The organism is Clostridium pacaense (assembly GCF_020709765.2).
GTDB classification, from domain to species: Bacteria; Bacillota; Clostridia; order Lachnospirales; family Lachnospiraceae; genus Enterocloster; species Enterocloster hominis.
Genome location: NZ_JAJFEB020000012.1, coordinates 87,078 through 104,191, shown reverse-complemented (window position 1 = coordinate 104,191; position 17,114 = coordinate 87,078). Strand labels below are relative to the sequence as shown.

The 17,114-nt window shown below is 51.3% G+C and carries 14 protein-coding genes and 1 pseudogene; 2 read left to right on the top strand and 13 right to left on the bottom strand.

The genetic code is table 11. The annotated features are described in order from the left end of the window. Nucleotides 1-29: 29 nt before the first annotated feature. The 8 genes from LK536_RS48420 to LK536_RS48385 form a co-directional block, all read right to left on the bottom strand. Nucleotides 30-929, bottom strand: coding sequence for an MBL fold metallo-hydrolase (locus tag LK536_RS48420; protein WP_227796410.1), 900 nt, complete (start codon nucleotides 927-929; stop codon nucleotides 30-32). Further along, nucleotides 916-2,574, bottom strand: a complete 1,659-nt coding sequence (locus LK536_RS48415) for a class I adenylate-forming enzyme family protein (RefSeq protein ID WP_227796411.1) — start codon at nucleotides 2,572-2,574, stop codon at nucleotides 916-918. Before LK536_RS48415 ends, LK536_RS48420 begins: the two co-directional genes overlap by 14 nt. A gap of 32 nt (nucleotides 2,575-2,606) precedes the next feature. Beyond that, entirely contained in the window at nucleotides 2,607-3,878 is a 1,272-nt protein-coding gene (locus tag LK536_RS48410; RefSeq protein ID WP_227796412.1) for a GntP family permease, read from the bottom strand. A gap of 62 nt (nucleotides 3,879-3,940) precedes the next feature. Then, a complete protein-coding gene (locus LK536_RS48405) occupies nucleotides 3,941-5,155 on the bottom strand; it encodes an L-lactate MFS transporter (protein WP_227796413.1) in 1,215 nt (404 codons plus the stop codon). 14 nt (nucleotides 5,156-5,169) lie between these two features. Continuing rightward, nucleotides 5,170-6,468, bottom strand: a complete 1,299-nt coding sequence (locus LK536_RS48400) for an acetyl-CoA hydrolase/transferase family protein (RefSeq protein ID WP_227796414.1) — start codon at nucleotides 6,466-6,468, stop codon at nucleotides 5,170-5,172. 20 nt (nucleotides 6,469-6,488) lie between these two features. Further along, the gene (locus tag LK536_RS48395) at nucleotides 6,489-7,241 is read right to left on the bottom strand and encodes an SDR family NAD(P)-dependent oxidoreductase (RefSeq protein WP_227796415.1); all 753 of its coding nucleotides are present in this window, start codon (nucleotides 7,239-7,241) and stop codon (nucleotides 6,489-6,491) included. A gap of 13 nt (nucleotides 7,242-7,254) precedes the next feature. Next, nucleotides 7,255-7,722 (bottom strand): MaoC/PaaZ C-terminal domain-containing protein, encoded by a 468-nt coding sequence (locus tag LK536_RS48390; RefSeq protein ID WP_008722851.1) that lies wholly within the window; start codon nucleotides 7,720-7,722, stop codon nucleotides 7,255-7,257. A gap of 44 nt (nucleotides 7,723-7,766) precedes the next feature. After that, a complete protein-coding gene (locus LK536_RS48385; protein WP_008722849.1) occupies nucleotides 7,767-8,918 on the bottom strand; it encodes an acyl-CoA dehydrogenase family protein in 1,152 nt (383 codons plus the stop codon). Between the two features lie 520 nt (nucleotides 8,919-9,438). Between LK536_RS48385 and LK536_RS48380 the strand changes: the two genes are divergently transcribed. Continuing rightward, entirely contained in the window at nucleotides 9,439-10,848 is a 1,410-nt protein-coding gene (locus LK536_RS48380; RefSeq protein WP_025482623.1) for a sigma 54-interacting transcriptional regulator, read from the top strand. Between the two features lie 37 nt (nucleotides 10,849-10,885). On the opposite strand, the pseudogene LK536_RS48375 reads toward LK536_RS48380, so the two are convergent. Then, nucleotides 10,886-10,975: pseudogene (locus tag LK536_RS48375) on the bottom strand (DUF6783 domain-containing protein); the annotation flags it as partial. Here LK536_RS48375 and LK536_RS48370 point away from each other — a divergent pair. After that, nucleotides 10,967-11,929 (top strand): sigma-54 interaction domain-containing protein, encoded by a 963-nt coding sequence (locus LK536_RS48370; protein ID WP_227796416.1) that lies wholly within the window; start codon nucleotides 10,967-10,969, stop codon nucleotides 11,927-11,929. The pseudogene LK536_RS48375 and the gene LK536_RS48370 sit on opposite strands and share 9 nt — an antisense overlap. Nucleotides 11,930-12,062: 133 nt before the next feature. On the opposite strand, the gene htpG is transcribed toward LK536_RS48370, so the two are convergent. The 4 genes from htpG to LK536_RS48350 form a co-directional block, all read right to left on the bottom strand. After that, nucleotides 12,063-14,075 (bottom strand): molecular chaperone HtpG, encoded by a 2,013-nt coding sequence (htpG, locus tag LK536_RS48365; protein ID WP_025482625.1) that lies wholly within the window; start codon nucleotides 14,073-14,075, stop codon nucleotides 12,063-12,065. 173 nt (nucleotides 14,076-14,248) lie between these two features. Then, nucleotides 14,249-15,478 (bottom strand): sigma-70 family RNA polymerase sigma factor, encoded by a 1,230-nt coding sequence (locus LK536_RS48360; RefSeq protein WP_008722836.1) that lies wholly within the window; start codon nucleotides 15,476-15,478, stop codon nucleotides 14,249-14,251. A 37-nt stretch (nucleotides 15,479-15,515) separates the two neighbouring features. Continuing rightward, nucleotides 15,516-16,007, bottom strand: coding sequence for a DUF5721 family protein (locus LK536_RS48355; RefSeq protein WP_025482628.1), 492 nt, complete (start codon nucleotides 16,005-16,007; stop codon nucleotides 15,516-15,518). Nucleotides 16,008-16,166: 159 nt separating this feature from the next. Then, on the bottom strand, nucleotides 16,167-17,051 hold the full coding sequence (locus LK536_RS48350) for an Rpn family recombination-promoting nuclease/putative transposase (protein ID WP_227796417.1): 885 nt from the start codon (nucleotides 17,049-17,051) through the stop codon (nucleotides 16,167-16,169). Between the last annotated feature and the right edge of the window lie 63 nt (nucleotides 17,052-17,114).

Here is a 17,114-nt window from a genome sequence, read left to right as displayed (position 1 = left end):
ATATCATCCACCTCTTATTTTCATTGTTGTCAGTGTGTCCGGGTATATACAATCACACCGTCCTTTATCCCTATATCCAGTCCGCCTGTCTCAGCCATATATTCCAGGATGGAACGCACCACCCGCTCCATGAGCCGGGCCTTGGGCAGGCTCTTTACCAGGATTCCCATATGCCCTATCATCCCTTTCACCATGTCCTCCAGATAAAACTCCTCCGGCATGATGTCCCGGATGCGCCCTTCCATCTCTTCAAATGCCTGGATATTGGCTTCCAGCACAGGCTTCATGTCCCTGTATACCCCATAATGGGACAGGATGCAGGGAGAGCCGTCAAAACGCCCTGCCGCCATCCTCATGGTATCAAGTGCTGTCTTCCAGTTGAGCATATAGATTACCTTTTCCTGCCGGGCCTCAGAAGGTCCCAGCAGGCAGTCGCCCAGATACGCCACCTGATCCGGCGTCACGAACCCCACCTGGCTGGCCGCATGGCCCGGCAGCCCAATTACCTTAAACCGGACGCCGGACACCAGGATTTCCTTTGCCCCGTCTTCTATCAGCCTGTCAGCCCTGCACACCATATCAGAAAAATTCTTCCTGATTTCCGTTTCCGTGCAGGAATAAAAACAGGACTTTAAGGCCACCGTGTCATGGAGCGCCCCTGCGTCAAAGGCCGTCATAACACATTCACATCCGAACATTTCCTGAAGCACGGCATGGTTCCCCACATGGTCATAATGGGCATGGCTGGTGAGCACTGCTTTTATATTGATTGTATGTTCCTTCAGATAATGGATTAACTCATCCCGGTCAAAGCGTGAGCCGGAATCCATGATGATCCATTCCTTTTCGGTCATGCAGTACACAGGGATACAGTTTCCCTTAAGACTCAGGCAGCCCGTGTTGCCCGCCACATGTTCAAACCTGGCCATCCTCTTCCTCCATCCGTTTCCTTGCAATCTCCCGAAGCTTGAATTTCTGTACCTTGCCAGTGGTTGTGTGGGGCCAGGTACAGCTGTCCGTAAAGAAAAAATATCTGGGCACCTGGTATGGCGCCAGGTTGGCTTTACAGTAATCCACAATGGATTCCTTTGTCTCCTGGTCCGGGTTGTCCGCATCCACGAACGCAGCGCCGATATACCCCAGCTTCTCATCCGGCACGCCTACCGTCTCCACCGTTACCACGTGTTCACACTTGGATATGATTTTATCCAGGTACTGGGGCGAGACATTTTCCCCGTTAATCTTATACATATCATTGCAGCGGCCCAGGAACTTGAGGTACCCCTTTTCATCAAAATACCCCACATCCCCTGTTTTCAGCCATCCTTCCTGATCCACGGCCAGGGCGGTTGCCTCCCCGTCCCGGTAATATCCCCTGGTCACGATCGGTCCCCTGCACAGCAGCTGGCCGCAGCCTCCTAAAGGCAGTTCCTCACCGTTTTCGTCAATCACCTTGTACTCGATTATATTTCCATTCAGGCGCTCATCCCCTGCCGGGCCTCCATAGAGGATTTTCCCAACACGTCCGGCCAGGACCTCATCATCATCCTCAGGATCTGTCTGCATGGATGCCCCGCACACCTCGGTCATCCCGTATCCTGTGATCACTTCCTGTACCCTGAGTCTTTCCCGTATCGCCTTCCACACCCATCTTGGACAGATGGAGGCGGAACAGTAGACTGCGTGGAGTTCCTTCAGCGGGTATTGTCCCAGCTCAGGATATTGGAGCAGTTTCATCATGATGGACGGCACGCTTAAGATATCATTGGCACCGCAGCGTTCCATGGCATCCAGTGCCTTTTTCACGTCAAATTTGCCTCTGGTGATCAGGATGCTCCCGCCTACCAGGATTGCCGCCAGCAGCCCTTCCACATAACCGTATACATGGAACAGGGGAAGGGGTACATATATCCTGCGCCCCGTCTCATATCCCCTGTTCACGCAGCTGGCAAATGCGCTGCGCCACAGCATGTCATGTGAAAGCATCACTCCTTTCGGCCGCCCTGTGCTTCCCGAAGTATAAATGATGTCGGAAATGCTGTCCGCATCCGGCCAGGGCATCTCCATGGCCGGGGCCTTCCCCTTTTCCAGAAATTCCTCCCATGAAAGGTACCGCCCGCCCACCCCTGCGGTGCCATCCAGGCAGATGATATGGCACAATCCGGGACAGGCAGACTTATCTTCAGCCTCCACAGGTCTTTCCGTAATCAGGAACCTGGCCCCGGTCTGTTCCAGGATATACTCCATTTCCCTCAGGCTTGCATTGCGGTTCACAGGCACCTTCACCGCCCCGGCTTTCGCCAGGGCAAATGTGACCGTGACAAATTCAATCCGGTTACTCAGGGCAACGGCCACACAGCCGCCCTTTGTAAGTCCCATGGACCATAAGGCCGCGCTTATGCGGTCCGCCTCCCCAAGGACTTCCCCGTAGGTAAATTCCCTTCCCTCTACCAGCAAAAACACACGCTCCGGACCTTCGGCCGCCTTTGACGCCAGACCTTGGTAAAGCGTCATTTTCTTCCATACAGGAAAACGGGCCAGCAGGTCCTTCCGGCGTTCCTCTAAAGATTTCATGTCATCTTCCTTTTTGAAAGGTATTTTTATGATTAATACAACATAAGGCCAAGGCCAACACACAGGCAAAGGTTAACAAAGGCCAGCACAACCGTAATCATGAACAGGTGCTTATATGCTTCCTTATGGGTCAGGTCACAGGCCGCCATGGTTGTAATCATTACACCATTCCACGGCAGGGAGTCCAGGACGATACATGCACAGCTTGCAATACGGTGCAGGATTTCAGGATTAACACCCATGGCCAGATACTTATCTGCCAGTGTGGAACATGCCAGTGCCACGCCTCCCGAACCGGAACCGCAGGCGCCGGATATGACGGTTACTGCCACTGCCCAGGAAACCAGCGGTGATCCGCTGAAGTTGGATACCCAGTTCACCAGGCTGGTAAATGTTGATGTAATCTTCGCCACACCGCCGATACCAACAGCCGTTGATGTGTTCATGATGGAGCCGATTGCGTTCTGGGCGCCCACCACCAGGGTGTCCATCTTGTCATTGATATTTTTCCAAAACAGGATATAGCCTGCAATCACGCCGCATAACATGGCGATATTCACATCCATGTTGAACCCGTTCAGGACAATGATGATAACTGCAATGGGGACCAGGCCTACAACCGGGTTGATGGCCTTCTTCTCAGCACTTTCCTTTAAAAGCTTAGAAATCTTCTCTGTCGGTATGAAGCACTCTCCCTTTTTCTGTATACGCCTGTTCTCATAAATCAGGTAGGCATTGGCGCTGAGATAGAAGAAAATGGAGCAGATAACGCTTACAAGGGGAGCTGCCTTAACCGTGGTGCCCAGGTATGTAGTAGGGATGACATTACAAAGTCCAGGTGAACCCCATAAAATATTGGGGGCGGTAAATGCCCCTGCCGCAATTGCCCCTGGAATCAGCTTACGGCTGATGTTCGCTTCCTTGAACAGCACCAATGCAATCGGATAGATTGCGAATACAAGCACGAAACAGGATACGCCGCCATAGGTCAGCACAAAGGCTGCAACGCTTACGCCCCAGATTGCATATCTCGCCCCCAGCCGGGATCCCAGCCAGTTGCCAATGGAATACGCTGCGCCGGATACGTCCATGATACGTCCGAAAATCGCACATATTAAGAACAGTATGAAGTAAGATTTGATAAATCCGACCATGGCATCCATATAATCCCCGGTCAGCGTACTTAACACATTAAGCCCGGACAGAAGCGCCATCAATGCCGCGCACACCGGCGCCGCAACAAGAATCGGAACCTTTTTATACATTAATATTACAAGAAGAGCAAACGCTAACAATACACCCATATTATTTCTCCCTCTGCTATTTTACAGTACTCATCCACAACTATCATCACCGCGGACTTTCCTTACTTTTTCTTAGCCATACGATAGATTACGAATACCAGCACAAATGCCGCCGCCGCAAATATCCCCGCTATGATGAATGCCATGTTATAGGAACCGCTGGAATTCTTGACCGCGGATGCCGTCATGGGACCAATCAGGGCTGCGATTCCATAGGCAGTGAACACGATTCCGTAATTGATTCCCATGTTCTTAAGCCCAAAGTTCTCAGACACGATATTGGGGAACACGCTCAGCACGCCGCCAAAGCAGACGCACAGCAGGATAAGCGCTGTTACGAATATCCCGAATCCCTTTGCCTGGGACAACACGACCATTCCCACGGTACTGGCTGCCAGGGATATGAGGATTGTCTGGTAGCGGCCGATTTTATCGGACAGGGCGCCCATCAGCATACGGCCCAAGAAATTGGCCACTGCCATGATTCCCACCAGGAGCGCTGCTTCGCCGCTGCTTATGCCGGCAACCTCTTTTCCGATGGTGGATGCGTGCCCAATCAGCATAAGGCCGGACACGCAGCCCCCTAAAAATGCCAGCCATATCAGGTAAAAACGCCTGTCCCCAAACATTTCCTTCCATGTGAAATCCTTTACCGTGCTGGCGCCCGATGTCTTTCCCCCGGCGTCACAGCCTTCTGGCGCCCATCCAGGTTCAGGTGTATCCGTCAAAAGGCTTGCGCAGAACATGAGGAGCAGGAATGCAGCCCCCACAATCCGGAATGCCACGGATACATTATACCGCTCCAACAGCATATTCGCCACCGGGGCAACCACCAGCGAGGACAGGCCCGTGGCTCCCGTTATAAGCCCTGAGGCAAAGCCCTTTTTGTCCGGATACCACCGGACCGCTGTGGTGATGCTGGGATTGTACGCCAGGCCGGACCCCACTGCCGTCATGATGCCAAACACCAGATAGAGCTGCCAGAGCTGTCCCACGCATCCTGTCAGGAACCACCCTCCGCCCCACATGACGCTGGCCGCAAGCATCAGCTTTTTAGGCCCGAACCGGTCCAGTATCTTGCCGCCCGCAATCCCGAAAAACGAGAGCATCAGCGACATCAGCGAATATGCCAGCGTCACCTGGCCGTAGTCCCAGTTACGGTACTCTGCCAGGGAACCGGAGAACACGCTCCACGCATACACGCCTCCGCAGCAGAATGCATTGACAAACAGCGCGCTCAGGATGATACGCCTGTTCTTTTGTTTTGTTATGGTCATTGCACATCTCCTAATTACAGAATTCCCATTTCCGCTGCCTTAAACTTAAGCTCGTCGCGGAACTTGGGATGGGCGATGGATATAAGGGCAAGGGCCCTCTGGCGCTCTGTTTTGTACTTAAGGTCCGCAACGCCATATTCCGTCACGATGTAGTGGACATCATACCTGGATATGGTGGTTACATTCCCCGGCGCAAAATATGGCACGATTTTGGAAATAGTGTCCTGCCTGGCCGTGGAGTTAAGGGCCAGGATGGACTTGCCGCCCTCTGACAGCTGGGCGCCCCGCACGTGGTCCAGCTGTCCGCCGATGCCGCTGTACTGGCGTCCGCCCACGGTCTCGGAATTCACCTGTCCTTTCAGGTCCACCTCCATGCAGGAGTTGATGGAGGTCTGCTTATAGTTCTGCCCCACCACATATGGGTCGTTGACGTAATCCACCGGATATACGGCAAACAGCGGATGGTGGTCAATGAACTCATAGAACTTCTCGGAACCGGCTGCCTGGGCGCCTATGCATATGCCCGGGTTCAGGGTCTTTTTACTATTGTTGATGACCCCGGCCTGCACCAGTTCCATCATGGCTTCGGTCAGCGTTTCAGAGTGTACGCCCAAGTCCTTCTTGCCCATCAGGTTCCTTGCAATGGCATCCGGCAATGCCCCGATCCCCAGCTGTATGGTGGCCCCGTCCTCCACCAGTTCCGCCACATAATCGGCAATGGTCTGGGTCCTGGCATCTATCTCCGCCCGTCCTATGGTATAAAGACCGGATTCAGCCGGTACAATATAATCAATCTTATCCAGGGAAATCTTCTTTCCCCCCAGCGTAGGCATCTTGGGATTAATCTGCGCAATGATGCGGTCCGCCGTCCTGGCGGCAGGTTCCGAGAAGCAGCACGCATTGCCAAAGCTGCACATCCCCTCCTCATCCGGTTCTGAAACCTGGATGAACGCCCAGTGTGGATTTAAGTCCGGGTTCTTTGCGAACAGGTCCGGCCAGCGGCTGAAGGTGGTGCCGCCGATGTAATCAATCCGTTTCTCCGCATAGGCTTTCCTGGTCTTAGGTCCGATGAACAGGGACGTGTGATGGAAAATACCCTCGTATTCCGGAGCCACATAAGCATTGGGTCCCGGGCTCATTCCGTGTATGATTTCCACTCCGTTAAGTTCATCCGCCCGGTTTACCAGCGCTTCCACCAATGCGGGCGGCTCGCTGACCCAGTCCCCAAAGATGATCTTTTCCCCTGATTTAACATGGGAGACCGCTTCTGCCGCCGTATAAATCTTATCTGCATATTTTTCTTTCCAACTCATATCCATATCTCAACCTTTCCCTAGAATAGTGAGAACCCGCCGTCCTCCAGCAATGTGACGCCAGTGATGTAGCTGGCATCCTCGCTGCCCAGATACAGGGCTGCCGCCGCTGCCTCCTCAGGCTCCCCATACCGGCCCATAGGTATATTGCGCAGGAATTTCTCATTCCTCTCCGGGTTAAAACGCGTGCCCTCGGTTATCCTGGTAACGCTGGTTCCCGGCCCGATTGCATTGACGCGGATTCCGTGAGGCGCCATCTCAAGGGCAGCCCATTTGGTAAACTGGGTAACCCCTCCCTTGCTGGCGCTGTAGGCGCCTGTGTTGGTGGATACGGTTGCGGAGGCAATGGAGCTGGTATTGACCACTGCTCCTTTTATTCCTTTTTCCACCATGGAGCGCAGCACTGCCTGGTTCACGAAGAACATGCCGTTTAAGTTGATGTCAATTACCTTGCGCCATGTCTCCTCGGTCGTATCCAGAAGGCTCTGGCGCCCGATGATCCCCGCATTGCTGAACAGCACGTCAATCCTTCCATAGTGCCCTAACACCTTTGCGATGGCCTCGTCCACGCTCTTTTTTTCCGATACGTCACAGTAAACCTTAAAAATGTCTTCCTCCTGGCCCGCATATTCCTTTTCCATTGTTTCGGTATCAATATCCAGGGCAGCCACCCTGGCCCCCTCTTCCACCAGCCGCTTTACCATGCTAAGCCCGATTCCATTGGCAGCGCCCGTTACAACCGCGATTTTTTCATCATATCTTCTGATTTCCATATGTAATTCCTCCTCATTCCTTTTCTTTTGGCGGCGCCCAGTACAGCATGGTTGCCATGCTTCCCACCTGGCAGACCTGATTGTCCTGGTTCAGGATGGTATACTGGATATTCAGCACGCCCCGGTCCGGCTTGGATTTAGATTGCTTGGCTTCCAGCACCTCCACCTCACAGTGGATGGTATCCCCTATCTTGATGGCGCCTACGAACTTCCACTCCGTGCTCAGCGCCGCAATGGCGGAACCGTCCACCAGGCCCATGCGGCCCCACAGGCCGGTGGCAATGCCTGCGCCCAGAAGGCCATGGGCAATCCTGCTCTTAAACGGCAGGCTTTCCGCATAAGTCCTGTCCGTGTGGATTGGGTTGTTATCCCCCGTTATCCCCGCAAACAGCACCACATCCGTCTCCGTGACGGTTCTTGACAGCGTGGTGAACGTATCACCCACATGGAACTCACTCAGGTACAAAAATGAACGTTTCATCTAAAACCCCTCCTGTATCCCGGATCCTGTCCGGTTATTGATTTTTAGTATTCCTTCAGCACATGCCTTCCGACCACCATGCGGCAGATTTCAGACGTCCCTTCCCCAATGGTCAGAAGCTTTGCATCCCGGTAGAAACGCTCCACCTCATACTCATTGCACAGGCCATAGCCGCCCATGATCTGAAGGCCCATATCACATACCCTCACGCACATCTCGGAGCAGAACATCTTACACATGGTTGCTTCCTTGCTGAAGGGAACCCCGTTGTCGCTCATGCGTGCCGTGTTGTACAGCATGGCCCTTGCCACCTCAATCTCAGTTGCCATCTCGGCCAGCTTGAACGCAATGGCCTGGTTCTCACAGATGGGATGGCCAAAGGTCACACGCTCCTTGGAATATTTGGCCGCACGCTCCAGGACTCCCTGTGCCATGCCCACCGCCACTGCGGAGATTGCCACACGGCCGTCATCCACACACTTCATGAAGATTGGGAACCCGCGGTTCAGCTCACCTACCAGGTTCTCCTTCGGGATGCGCACATCGGTAAAGGACAATGGGCAGGAATAGGAACTGCGGTTACTCATCTTCTCCTCAGGCTTGCCCACCTCAAATCCCGGAAGGCCTGCAGGAACAATGAAAATGGAAATACCGCGGCTGCCCTTTGCCTCCAGATCTGTTTTTGCAGCCACCAGGAATGTGGATGCATAAGTACTGTTGGTGATGAATGCCTTGGAGCCGTTGATTACCCACTCATCCCCGTCCAGGACAGCGGTCGTACGGATCTGGGCCGCATCAGAACCTGACTGCGGTTCGGTCAGTGCAAAGGCGCACAGTGTCTCCCCGGTTGCTGCCGGAGCCAGATATTTCTGTTTCTGCTCTTCAGAACCCGCCATGAGGATAGGCATGCTTCCAAGGGATGCATGGGCATCGATGATGGAGGCCAGGGAAGAGGAATGGCGCGCAAGCTGTTCCATGACCAGGACGTCACTTAAATGGTCCAGTCCTGCGCCGCCGTACTCTTCCGGCACACAGACCCCTAAAAATCCCATCTCCGCGCACTGTTTCACCTCTGCCATTGGGAATTCATGCTTCTCGTCCAGTTCCGTTACCGTTGCCGCCACTACCTCGTCGGCAAACTTTTTTGCCAGTTCCTGAATCATCAGCTGGTCCTCAGTTAAAAAATATTTGTTCATAAGCCCCTCCTTAAAATAAGTCTTTGATTTGTAAAAAAATTAACAATCCATGGTTGAAATGACTCTGGTGTTATTTTTTTACCCTCTGCCCTGATATATAGCAATTTTCTTTCCTGTTTTTTTGGATATCGGCTTTTTTGCACTGATAAAAAGAGGGAACAGACAAAAGAAATGTAGAAAATACCTTGTAAATACAGTGATAATAAAAAACAAAAAAAAATATTATTTATTTTTTTGCTTGAATTAAAACTATTGTCGGAAAAAATAAATCAACTAAGATGTTGATTTTTTTCAAAATTCCTGCTATGTTTTTAACATGGATTATGATTTTTTTCAAGATCAGGCACCGACATATTGCACAAATATCATTCTTGTTTTTATCGTTGTCAGGAATAATCATCCAAACAGTGTTTGACAAAAAATTAATGATGTTCTATTCTTAATAACAGGAGCTGGCCGCTGAACAGGGCATTGCTTAATCGGGTTACCATCAGTGATGATAAGAGAATGGAGATTGACCGTGGAGAACAGTGAAACAAAAGAACTTGATATTCAGACATTGTACTGCCTTTTAGACCATTGCAAGCTGGGAATCATCATTGCGGACGCAAAGGGTATGATATTATGGGGCAATGATTACTACAGCGCCATGGCGGGCTTTAACGTAAAAGATTTTATCGGCCAGGATATACGGATCATATCCCGCAGGAACCTGGTCACTTTGTCCGGTCCCGTAATGGCGGACCAGGTGCTGGAAACAGGCGAGGAGCTCACCGACATCGTAACCTATCCCAATGAGGACTTCATTGCCACGACCCTGACCCCTGTGCGGGACAGCGGCGGTGTTATCAGGTACCTGATTTACTCGGTCACCAACTGCAGCGAATCCATCCGCATGCAGTCAGAGTTAAACCAGTTAAATGCCAGGAACCTGGCCCTGGAATCCCAGTTGAATGAGCTGCTGACCTCCTCCCTTTTATCCAAGGACATCATTGTCTCAGATATACGGATGAAGCAGATTTATAAAATAGCCACCAGGCTTGCCTCAGTCACCACCTCGGTGATGATCCTGGGCGAGTCCGGGGTGGGCAAGGATGTGTATGCCAAATTCATCCACTCCATCAGCAACCGTAAAAACAGGAATTTCATCCATGTTAACCTTGGGGCCATTCCAAAAAGCCTGTTTGAAAGCGAGCTGTTCGGATACGAGGCCGGAGCATTTACAGGTGCATCCAAGACCGGTAAGACCGGCCTTATTGAACTGGCCGACGGGGGCACCCTGTTCTTAGATGAAATCGGTGAGCTTGGCCTCGACATACAGGCAAAGCTCTTACAGGTGGTCCAGGAGCGGAGCGTACGGCGTATCGGGTCGGCCAGGACCGTGCCTTTGGATATCCGCATCATCGCCGCCACCAACCGCAATCTGGAACAGATGGTTAAGGACGGACAATTCCGTCTGGATTTATATTACAGGCTGAACGTTGTGACAGTGGAGATTCCGCCGCTGCGTGAGCGGACAGTGGAAATCCCCCTTTTAGTAAATGCATTCCTGAACCGCTTCAACAAAAAATACTCCACCCACAAAACCATGGGCGCTTCCGCCATGGATGTCCTTATGCGCCATGACTGGCCGGGCAATATCCGTGAACTGATGCACATAATCGAAAGCCTGGTGGTAATCGGCACCAATGACGTGATTACCCCTGCAGAGCTTCCATCCTCCCTTACGGTACCGGGAGGGGAAAGTATCCTTGGAATGATTTCAGACCTGGATTCCCCGGACCTGAACCTTAAGGATGCCACCGTCCTTTTGGAAAAACGTCTGATCTGTGAAGCCCTGAAACGCCACAAGACCACCACCGCGGCAGCGGAAGCCATGGGGGTGGATATTTCCACACTTTCCAAAAAGCGCAAGAAATACGGCATTTAAAACACACATAAAACATGGAAATGCCCTGCACTGACACGATGGCGCCAGGACGTGTTTGAAAATTCATTTCCGCCATCTGCACATCCCAGGGGGGCAACAGCCGAGGTAAGATACCGATATGGAACATTTTAGTGACAATCTTTTAAATGAGGGGATTGTGGCCAGGGACAGCAGCATGGTAAAGCTGTATTCCGATGCGCTGAGCATCGCCCCCACTGACGCCAACATACTGATTACAGGCGCTTCCGGCACCGGGAAGGACTGCCTTGCAAAATTCATCCACCGCCACAGCCCCAGGGCCGGGGCGCCCTTCATCCACATTAACTGCAGCGCCATCCCGTCTGAACTGTTTGAATCCGAGTTCTTCGGCTACGAGTCAGGCGCGTTTACCGGAAGCAGCGGTTCCGGCCGCCAGGGGCTGGTTGCCCAGGCAGCAGGAGGAACCTTGTTCCTGGATGAAATCGGCGAGCTGGACCTGGATTTACAGACAAAACTTCTTCAGGTGGTCCAGGAGCACAGCATGAGGAGCATCGGTTCCACTGAGGACACATCCGTCAACATCCGCATCATTGCCGCCACCAACCGCAGCCTTCCCAAGATGATAAAGGCCGGGGACTTCCGGCTGGATTTATATTACCGCCTCAACGTGGTGTCCTTTGATATCCCTCCCTTATCCAGACGCAGGCAGGACATACGCGCCCTGATAGAATACCTTTCCCTGCGGTTCGGACAGATTTATGGCTGCCAGAAAACATTTTCACCGGAAGCCATGGACTTCCTGATGGATCAGGAGTGGCTGGGCAATATCCGGGAGATACAGAATTTCATGGAAAAGCTTTACGTACTGGAGGATGCGTCCGAGATAACAGGTCCCCTTCTGAAAGAGAACTACCGTTTTTCCCACAGCCCGGCCCCCCGGATATCCCAGGAACCGGAGTTCAAGTCCTTAAAACAGGCGGTTGCCGAGTTTGAAAAAACGTATATCACGGAGGTCCTGCGTCATACCCAGGATATGGATGAGGCTGCGCGGATCCTTGGCATGGACCGGGCAGCCCTGAACCATAGGCTAAAGGATATATGATGCAGGCCAGATCCTCCTCACCATAAAACAGGAATGCCTGAGGTTCCGGACAGCGGTCCGGACCTACAGGCATTCCTGTTATGTCATCTATATTACATTTGCTAAGATTACCGGTTCAGCCGAAATCCCATAATCATGATTCTTTCTTCTCCCCAGCCATGATCAGCATGATTTCATTGCTGCGGTTCACGAATTTAGTCATACGCTCCGGCGCCAGCGGCCCGTGGCCCAGACTTGCCAGGTCATAAAGCTGCTCGCAGATCTTACCTGTGTTTTCGCCTTCCTTGTTGTTCAGCACATACTGTACCAGGGGATGGTTGGCGTTGAGCACCAGTGTCTCTCCCGTGCCGCCGAACATGCCCATGTCCATGCCTCCCATGCTGTACATCTTCATCATATCCTGCATACGGCGGGTTTCCTCGGACACGGTAATCATGGAAGCCACGCCTGCGTTCTTCATCTTTTCTACCTTGATGTCCAGCTTGTCATTGCCAAGGGCTTTCTTAAACAGTTCCGTCAGTTCATCGGAAGTCTTCTTGAATTCTTCGTCATCCTCCTTGACCTCTTCCTTGAACGCAGCGTTCAGGTCCGTATCAATGCGCAGGAACTTAAGCCCTTCCTTCTTCTGCTCCACATGGCTGATGAAAGGATTGTCAATGGCAGCAGGCATGATGACAGCGTCAATGCCTTCCTCCCTGAACATGTTGATATACTGGCTCTGTTCCTTTTCATTGGTCACATAGAACACCGTATTCTCATGCTTTTCCTTGTTCTCATCCAGGCAGTCCTGAAGGGTAAGGTATTTGCCCTCAAGATTCTTATAAAGGATATAATCCCCCATTTTCTCAGAGAACTTTTCATCCTTGATATAACCGAACTTGATGAATGGCGCGATATCATCCCAGTACTTCTCATAGTTCTCGCGGTCCGTCTTGCACATGCCGGAAAGCTTGTCAGCCACCTTCTTGGTAATGTAATCAGAAATCTTCTTTACAAAACCATCGTTCTGCAGCGCGCTTCTGGATACGTTAAGGGGCAGGTCCGGACAGTCGATGACGCCCTTTAACAGCATCAGGAACTCAGGAATCACTTCCTTGATATTGTCCGCAATGAATACCTGGCTGTTGTAAAGCTTGATGGTTCCCTCCAGGCTGTCATATTCCATGTTAATCTTGGGGAAATACAGGATTCCCTTTAAGTTGAACGGATAATCCATGTTCAGGTGGATCCAGAACAGCGGTTCCTTGTAATCCCTGAATACCTTGCGGTAGAAATCCTTATAATCGTCCTCGCTGCACTCATTGGGATGCTTGTTCCACAGCGGGTTTGTATCATTTAACGCCACCGGGCGCTTTAAGATCTTATATTTTTCCCTGGAAGGCTCTATCTCAACGGTTTCCTTGGTGCCGTCCTCATTCTCCTTCTCCTCGGTCTTTGCCGGCTCAATCACGGTCTCCACAACCGTATCCTTGTCCTTAAGCTCATCCTTCTCAATGGTCTCATACTGAGGTTCTGCCGTCTCATTGTCCAGGAAGATATTCACCGGCATGAACGCACAGTACTTTTCAATCACTTCCCTTGCCCTGTATTCATTACAGAACTCGGTGCTGTCCTCATTGAGGTAAAGGGTGATGGTGGTACCCACCTCAGCCTTGTCCCCTTCGCCCATCTCGAACTCAATGCCGCCCTCTGATTCCCAGTGCACGGGCTTTGCATCCTTTGCGTAGGAAAGGGAGTCAATGGACACCTTGTCTGAAACCATGAACGCGGAATAGAAGCCCAGACCAAAATGGCCGATGATCTGGTCCTCATTTGCCTTGTCCTTATACTTCTCCATGAAGTCCTGGACACCGGAAAACGCAATCTGGTTAATATACTTGTCAATCTCATCCTCAGTCATGCCCAGACCGTTATCCGTAATCTTAATGGTCTTGTCCGTCGGATTGACACTTACCTGGATCTTGTACTCCACATCCTCGGGTCTCTCATATTCACCCATCAGTTCCAGCTTCTTAAGCTTGGTAATCGCATCAGAACCATTGCTGATAAGCTCCCTGTAAAAAATATCATGGTCAGAATACAGCCATTTCTTGATTACCGGGAAAATGTTCTCGCTTGTAATTGATAAACTGCCTTTCTTTGCCATCTCGTATCCGCCTCTTTCTTTCTATCATTGTGTTTCTTCTTAAATTTACATGTTTACTCACAAACTACATTTTAGTACCTGCAGGGGAAAATGTCAATAAAAAAATTAGCACTCATTTTTATTGAGTGCTAATAATTCTGTGGAAATGTATATCACATCAGCCTTTTCCCCTGTCATCCCGGCAGGAAATCCCTGATTTTCCTGCTCTTGGACGGGTTGCGCAGCTTCCTTAAGGCCGCTGTCTCTATCTGGCGGATTCTCTCCCTGGTCACGTTAAAGCGCCTGCCCACCTCCTCCAGCGTAAGGGGATGGCCTGTCTCCAGTCCGAACCGCAGGATGATGACCTCCCGTTCCCTTGGATTAAGCCCCTGCAGCATGGCGTCAATCTCTTCCCGAAGCAGGAAGCTCTCCGCCTTGTCTTCCGTGGAGGCATTGGCATCATCCGCCACAAAATCCCCCAGGTTGGAGCCCTCCTCATCTCCCACCGGAGTCTCCAGGGATACCGTGTCCCCGGATGCCTGTATCAGCTCCGTAACCCGCTTTTCCGGCATTCCTACTTCTTCTGCGATTTCCTCCGTGGATGGTTCCCGTCCCAGCCTTACGGAGAGACTGCGCTGGGCCCTCCGGATCTTGTTCACCGCCTCAACCATATGGACCGGAAGCCGTATGGTCCTGGACTGGTCTGCCAGGGACCTGGTAATGGACTGTTTCACCCACCAGGTTGCGTAGGTGCTGAGACGGTATCCCTTGGAATAATCAAACTTCTCCACTGCCTTCATAAGTCCCAGGTTGCCCTCCTGGACCAGATCTAAAAAGCCCATTCCACGTCCCGTATACCGCTTTGCAATGCTCACCACCAGACGCAGGTTGGCCTCTACCAGCTGCCGTCCCGCCTCTGCGTCCCCCTCGGACTTGCGCCTTGCCAGGTCCGTCTCTTCTTCCGGGGTCAGAAGGGAAATGGATCCGATTTCCTTCAGATATTCCCGAATCGGGTCAGCGGTGGAAACCCCGTCCAGGATCCGCTCTGACCGGTATTCATCCAGTTCCTCCTCCCCGCTTTCCTCACTGCCTCCAAGGCCCCCTAAACCGCCCTCATCCAAATCATCCGAATCACTGTCCCTGAACTTCCAGCGGAAGTCCTCCTTGACCATCCCCCCGTCCTCCAGGGCCAGGTCATCCTCCAGGATCAGGTCGCTGTCAGGCAGGGTTTCCTCCCCCTCCTCCGGCACCTGAATCTGGACGCCTTTCCGTTCCAGCTTGCGGTAAACGTCCTCCATCTCCTCCGGCGTCACCTGAAGTTCTTTAAATGCATCCAGCACCTCCGTCATCTCCAGGCGGTTTTCCCTGGATGCGGCCAATGCAGCCAGCTGTTCCAGCTTACGAGACAATTCCATTTTATCCATACGTTGCCCTCCCCCCTCATATGGGACCTGCCTTACCTCAAGTGCACACTATCTCATGGGAACGCATAAAGGCCTTTACCGCATTATCCCACTCTGTTTCCAGTGTCTTGTCCAGGGTAAAAAAGTTCAGCGAAGTTCCCGTTATACAATATAATGCTCCGTCTTCGTAACGGATATTCAGATACAATCCCTGAATCTGGCTGCCATCTATTCCCGTGCCCAGGGAGGATGCAAACTTTTCCACATCCCGCGGGGCAAGGGATAACACGATATGGAAGCTTCCGGGAAGTTTTTTTCCTTTAATCAGGGAAAAGCAGAGAGGCTTTAACATTTTCCAGGAGGAAAAATCCTCAATCCGGTTCTCCTCCAGCTCCTCCTGGGTATAATATCCCTGTCTGACATGACCGTCAATCGTAAAACTGTTATAGGTGATAATGTTGATTTCCTTTACAAGAAACCGGTCAAAGTCCTCTTTTACAAACAGCTTGGATGTAAATGACCTGACATCTTCTACTTTTAATGCAACCATAGCCCTCTCCCGCACCGCAGCCAACCGCAGTTTTCCAAATTCTTACTCAATTATACAGTTTTTGCCTATTTCCGTCAAATAAAAACTGATGTGGCATTTATCAAAAAAACAGCTCCTCATGAGCCTTTTCATGAAAAGCTGTCTTGGGGTCTGTTATTGTCATAAACCGAATTCATCAAATAATTTTTCCTGAAGTCCTTTATCATGAATCATTCTGCCTATATCATCGGAACGGCAGTTTTCAAGCAGGATCTGTATCAGCCGGTTTACCCTCTGTTCTCCTTTTTGAATATAATAGTTCCGTATCGTAGTCTCATCACTGGCCGCCTTCTCCCGCATCAGATACCAGTACCTTAACTCCTTATCGGCGTTAATCCTCTCCATCTCCTCCACAGCCGCGTTCATATATTCATCACTCCCTGCCATCCGCTTCAACTCCTCCCAGCCGCGGACCGATATCAACCTGGCCCACTTGTAGACATCTGTCTGCTTTTCTTCCTCAGTGGCATTTTCTATCTGCTTTAAGTATAGCACACGAAGGCTCAGTTTACTACTGTAAACACGGCAGTTCCTGTCGTCCATGAGCCGGATTACGCTGAAAAGCCTCCCCTCCTGTTTTAAATCAAAACCTAGTATGCTGATATGTATGCATTCCTTAAGGGATGAGTAATCCTCGCCCTTACAAAAATCTTCCGTATACATCTTTGCCAGGTAAAACAGGGAGCGCTCTTCCCAGAACGGATAGGTATGCATCTGGATTTCTATATTAATATGCTTCCGATGATTCAGGACCAGCCGGATATCCAGGATTCCCTCATGGTCCTCCACATAGTCCCCGTGAAGGAACGTGTCGGGAAACCCAATATCCGTAATCTGTCCGGCTGGGATATCCAGAAGACAGCTTAACAGTCCGGTAAGTGCTTTTTTGTTACGGAATGTTTTCTTGAAGGCAAAATCATTGGTCAGGGAAATGTCCAGCGGGCAATCGCTGTCCGCCAGGGTTTTGAGATACGGATCAGGCAGGTACGCGGCAGGATGGTTCACGATATTCCTCCTTACAGATAGGCAGATATGATGACATGGAATGACGCTTGATGATGATACTCC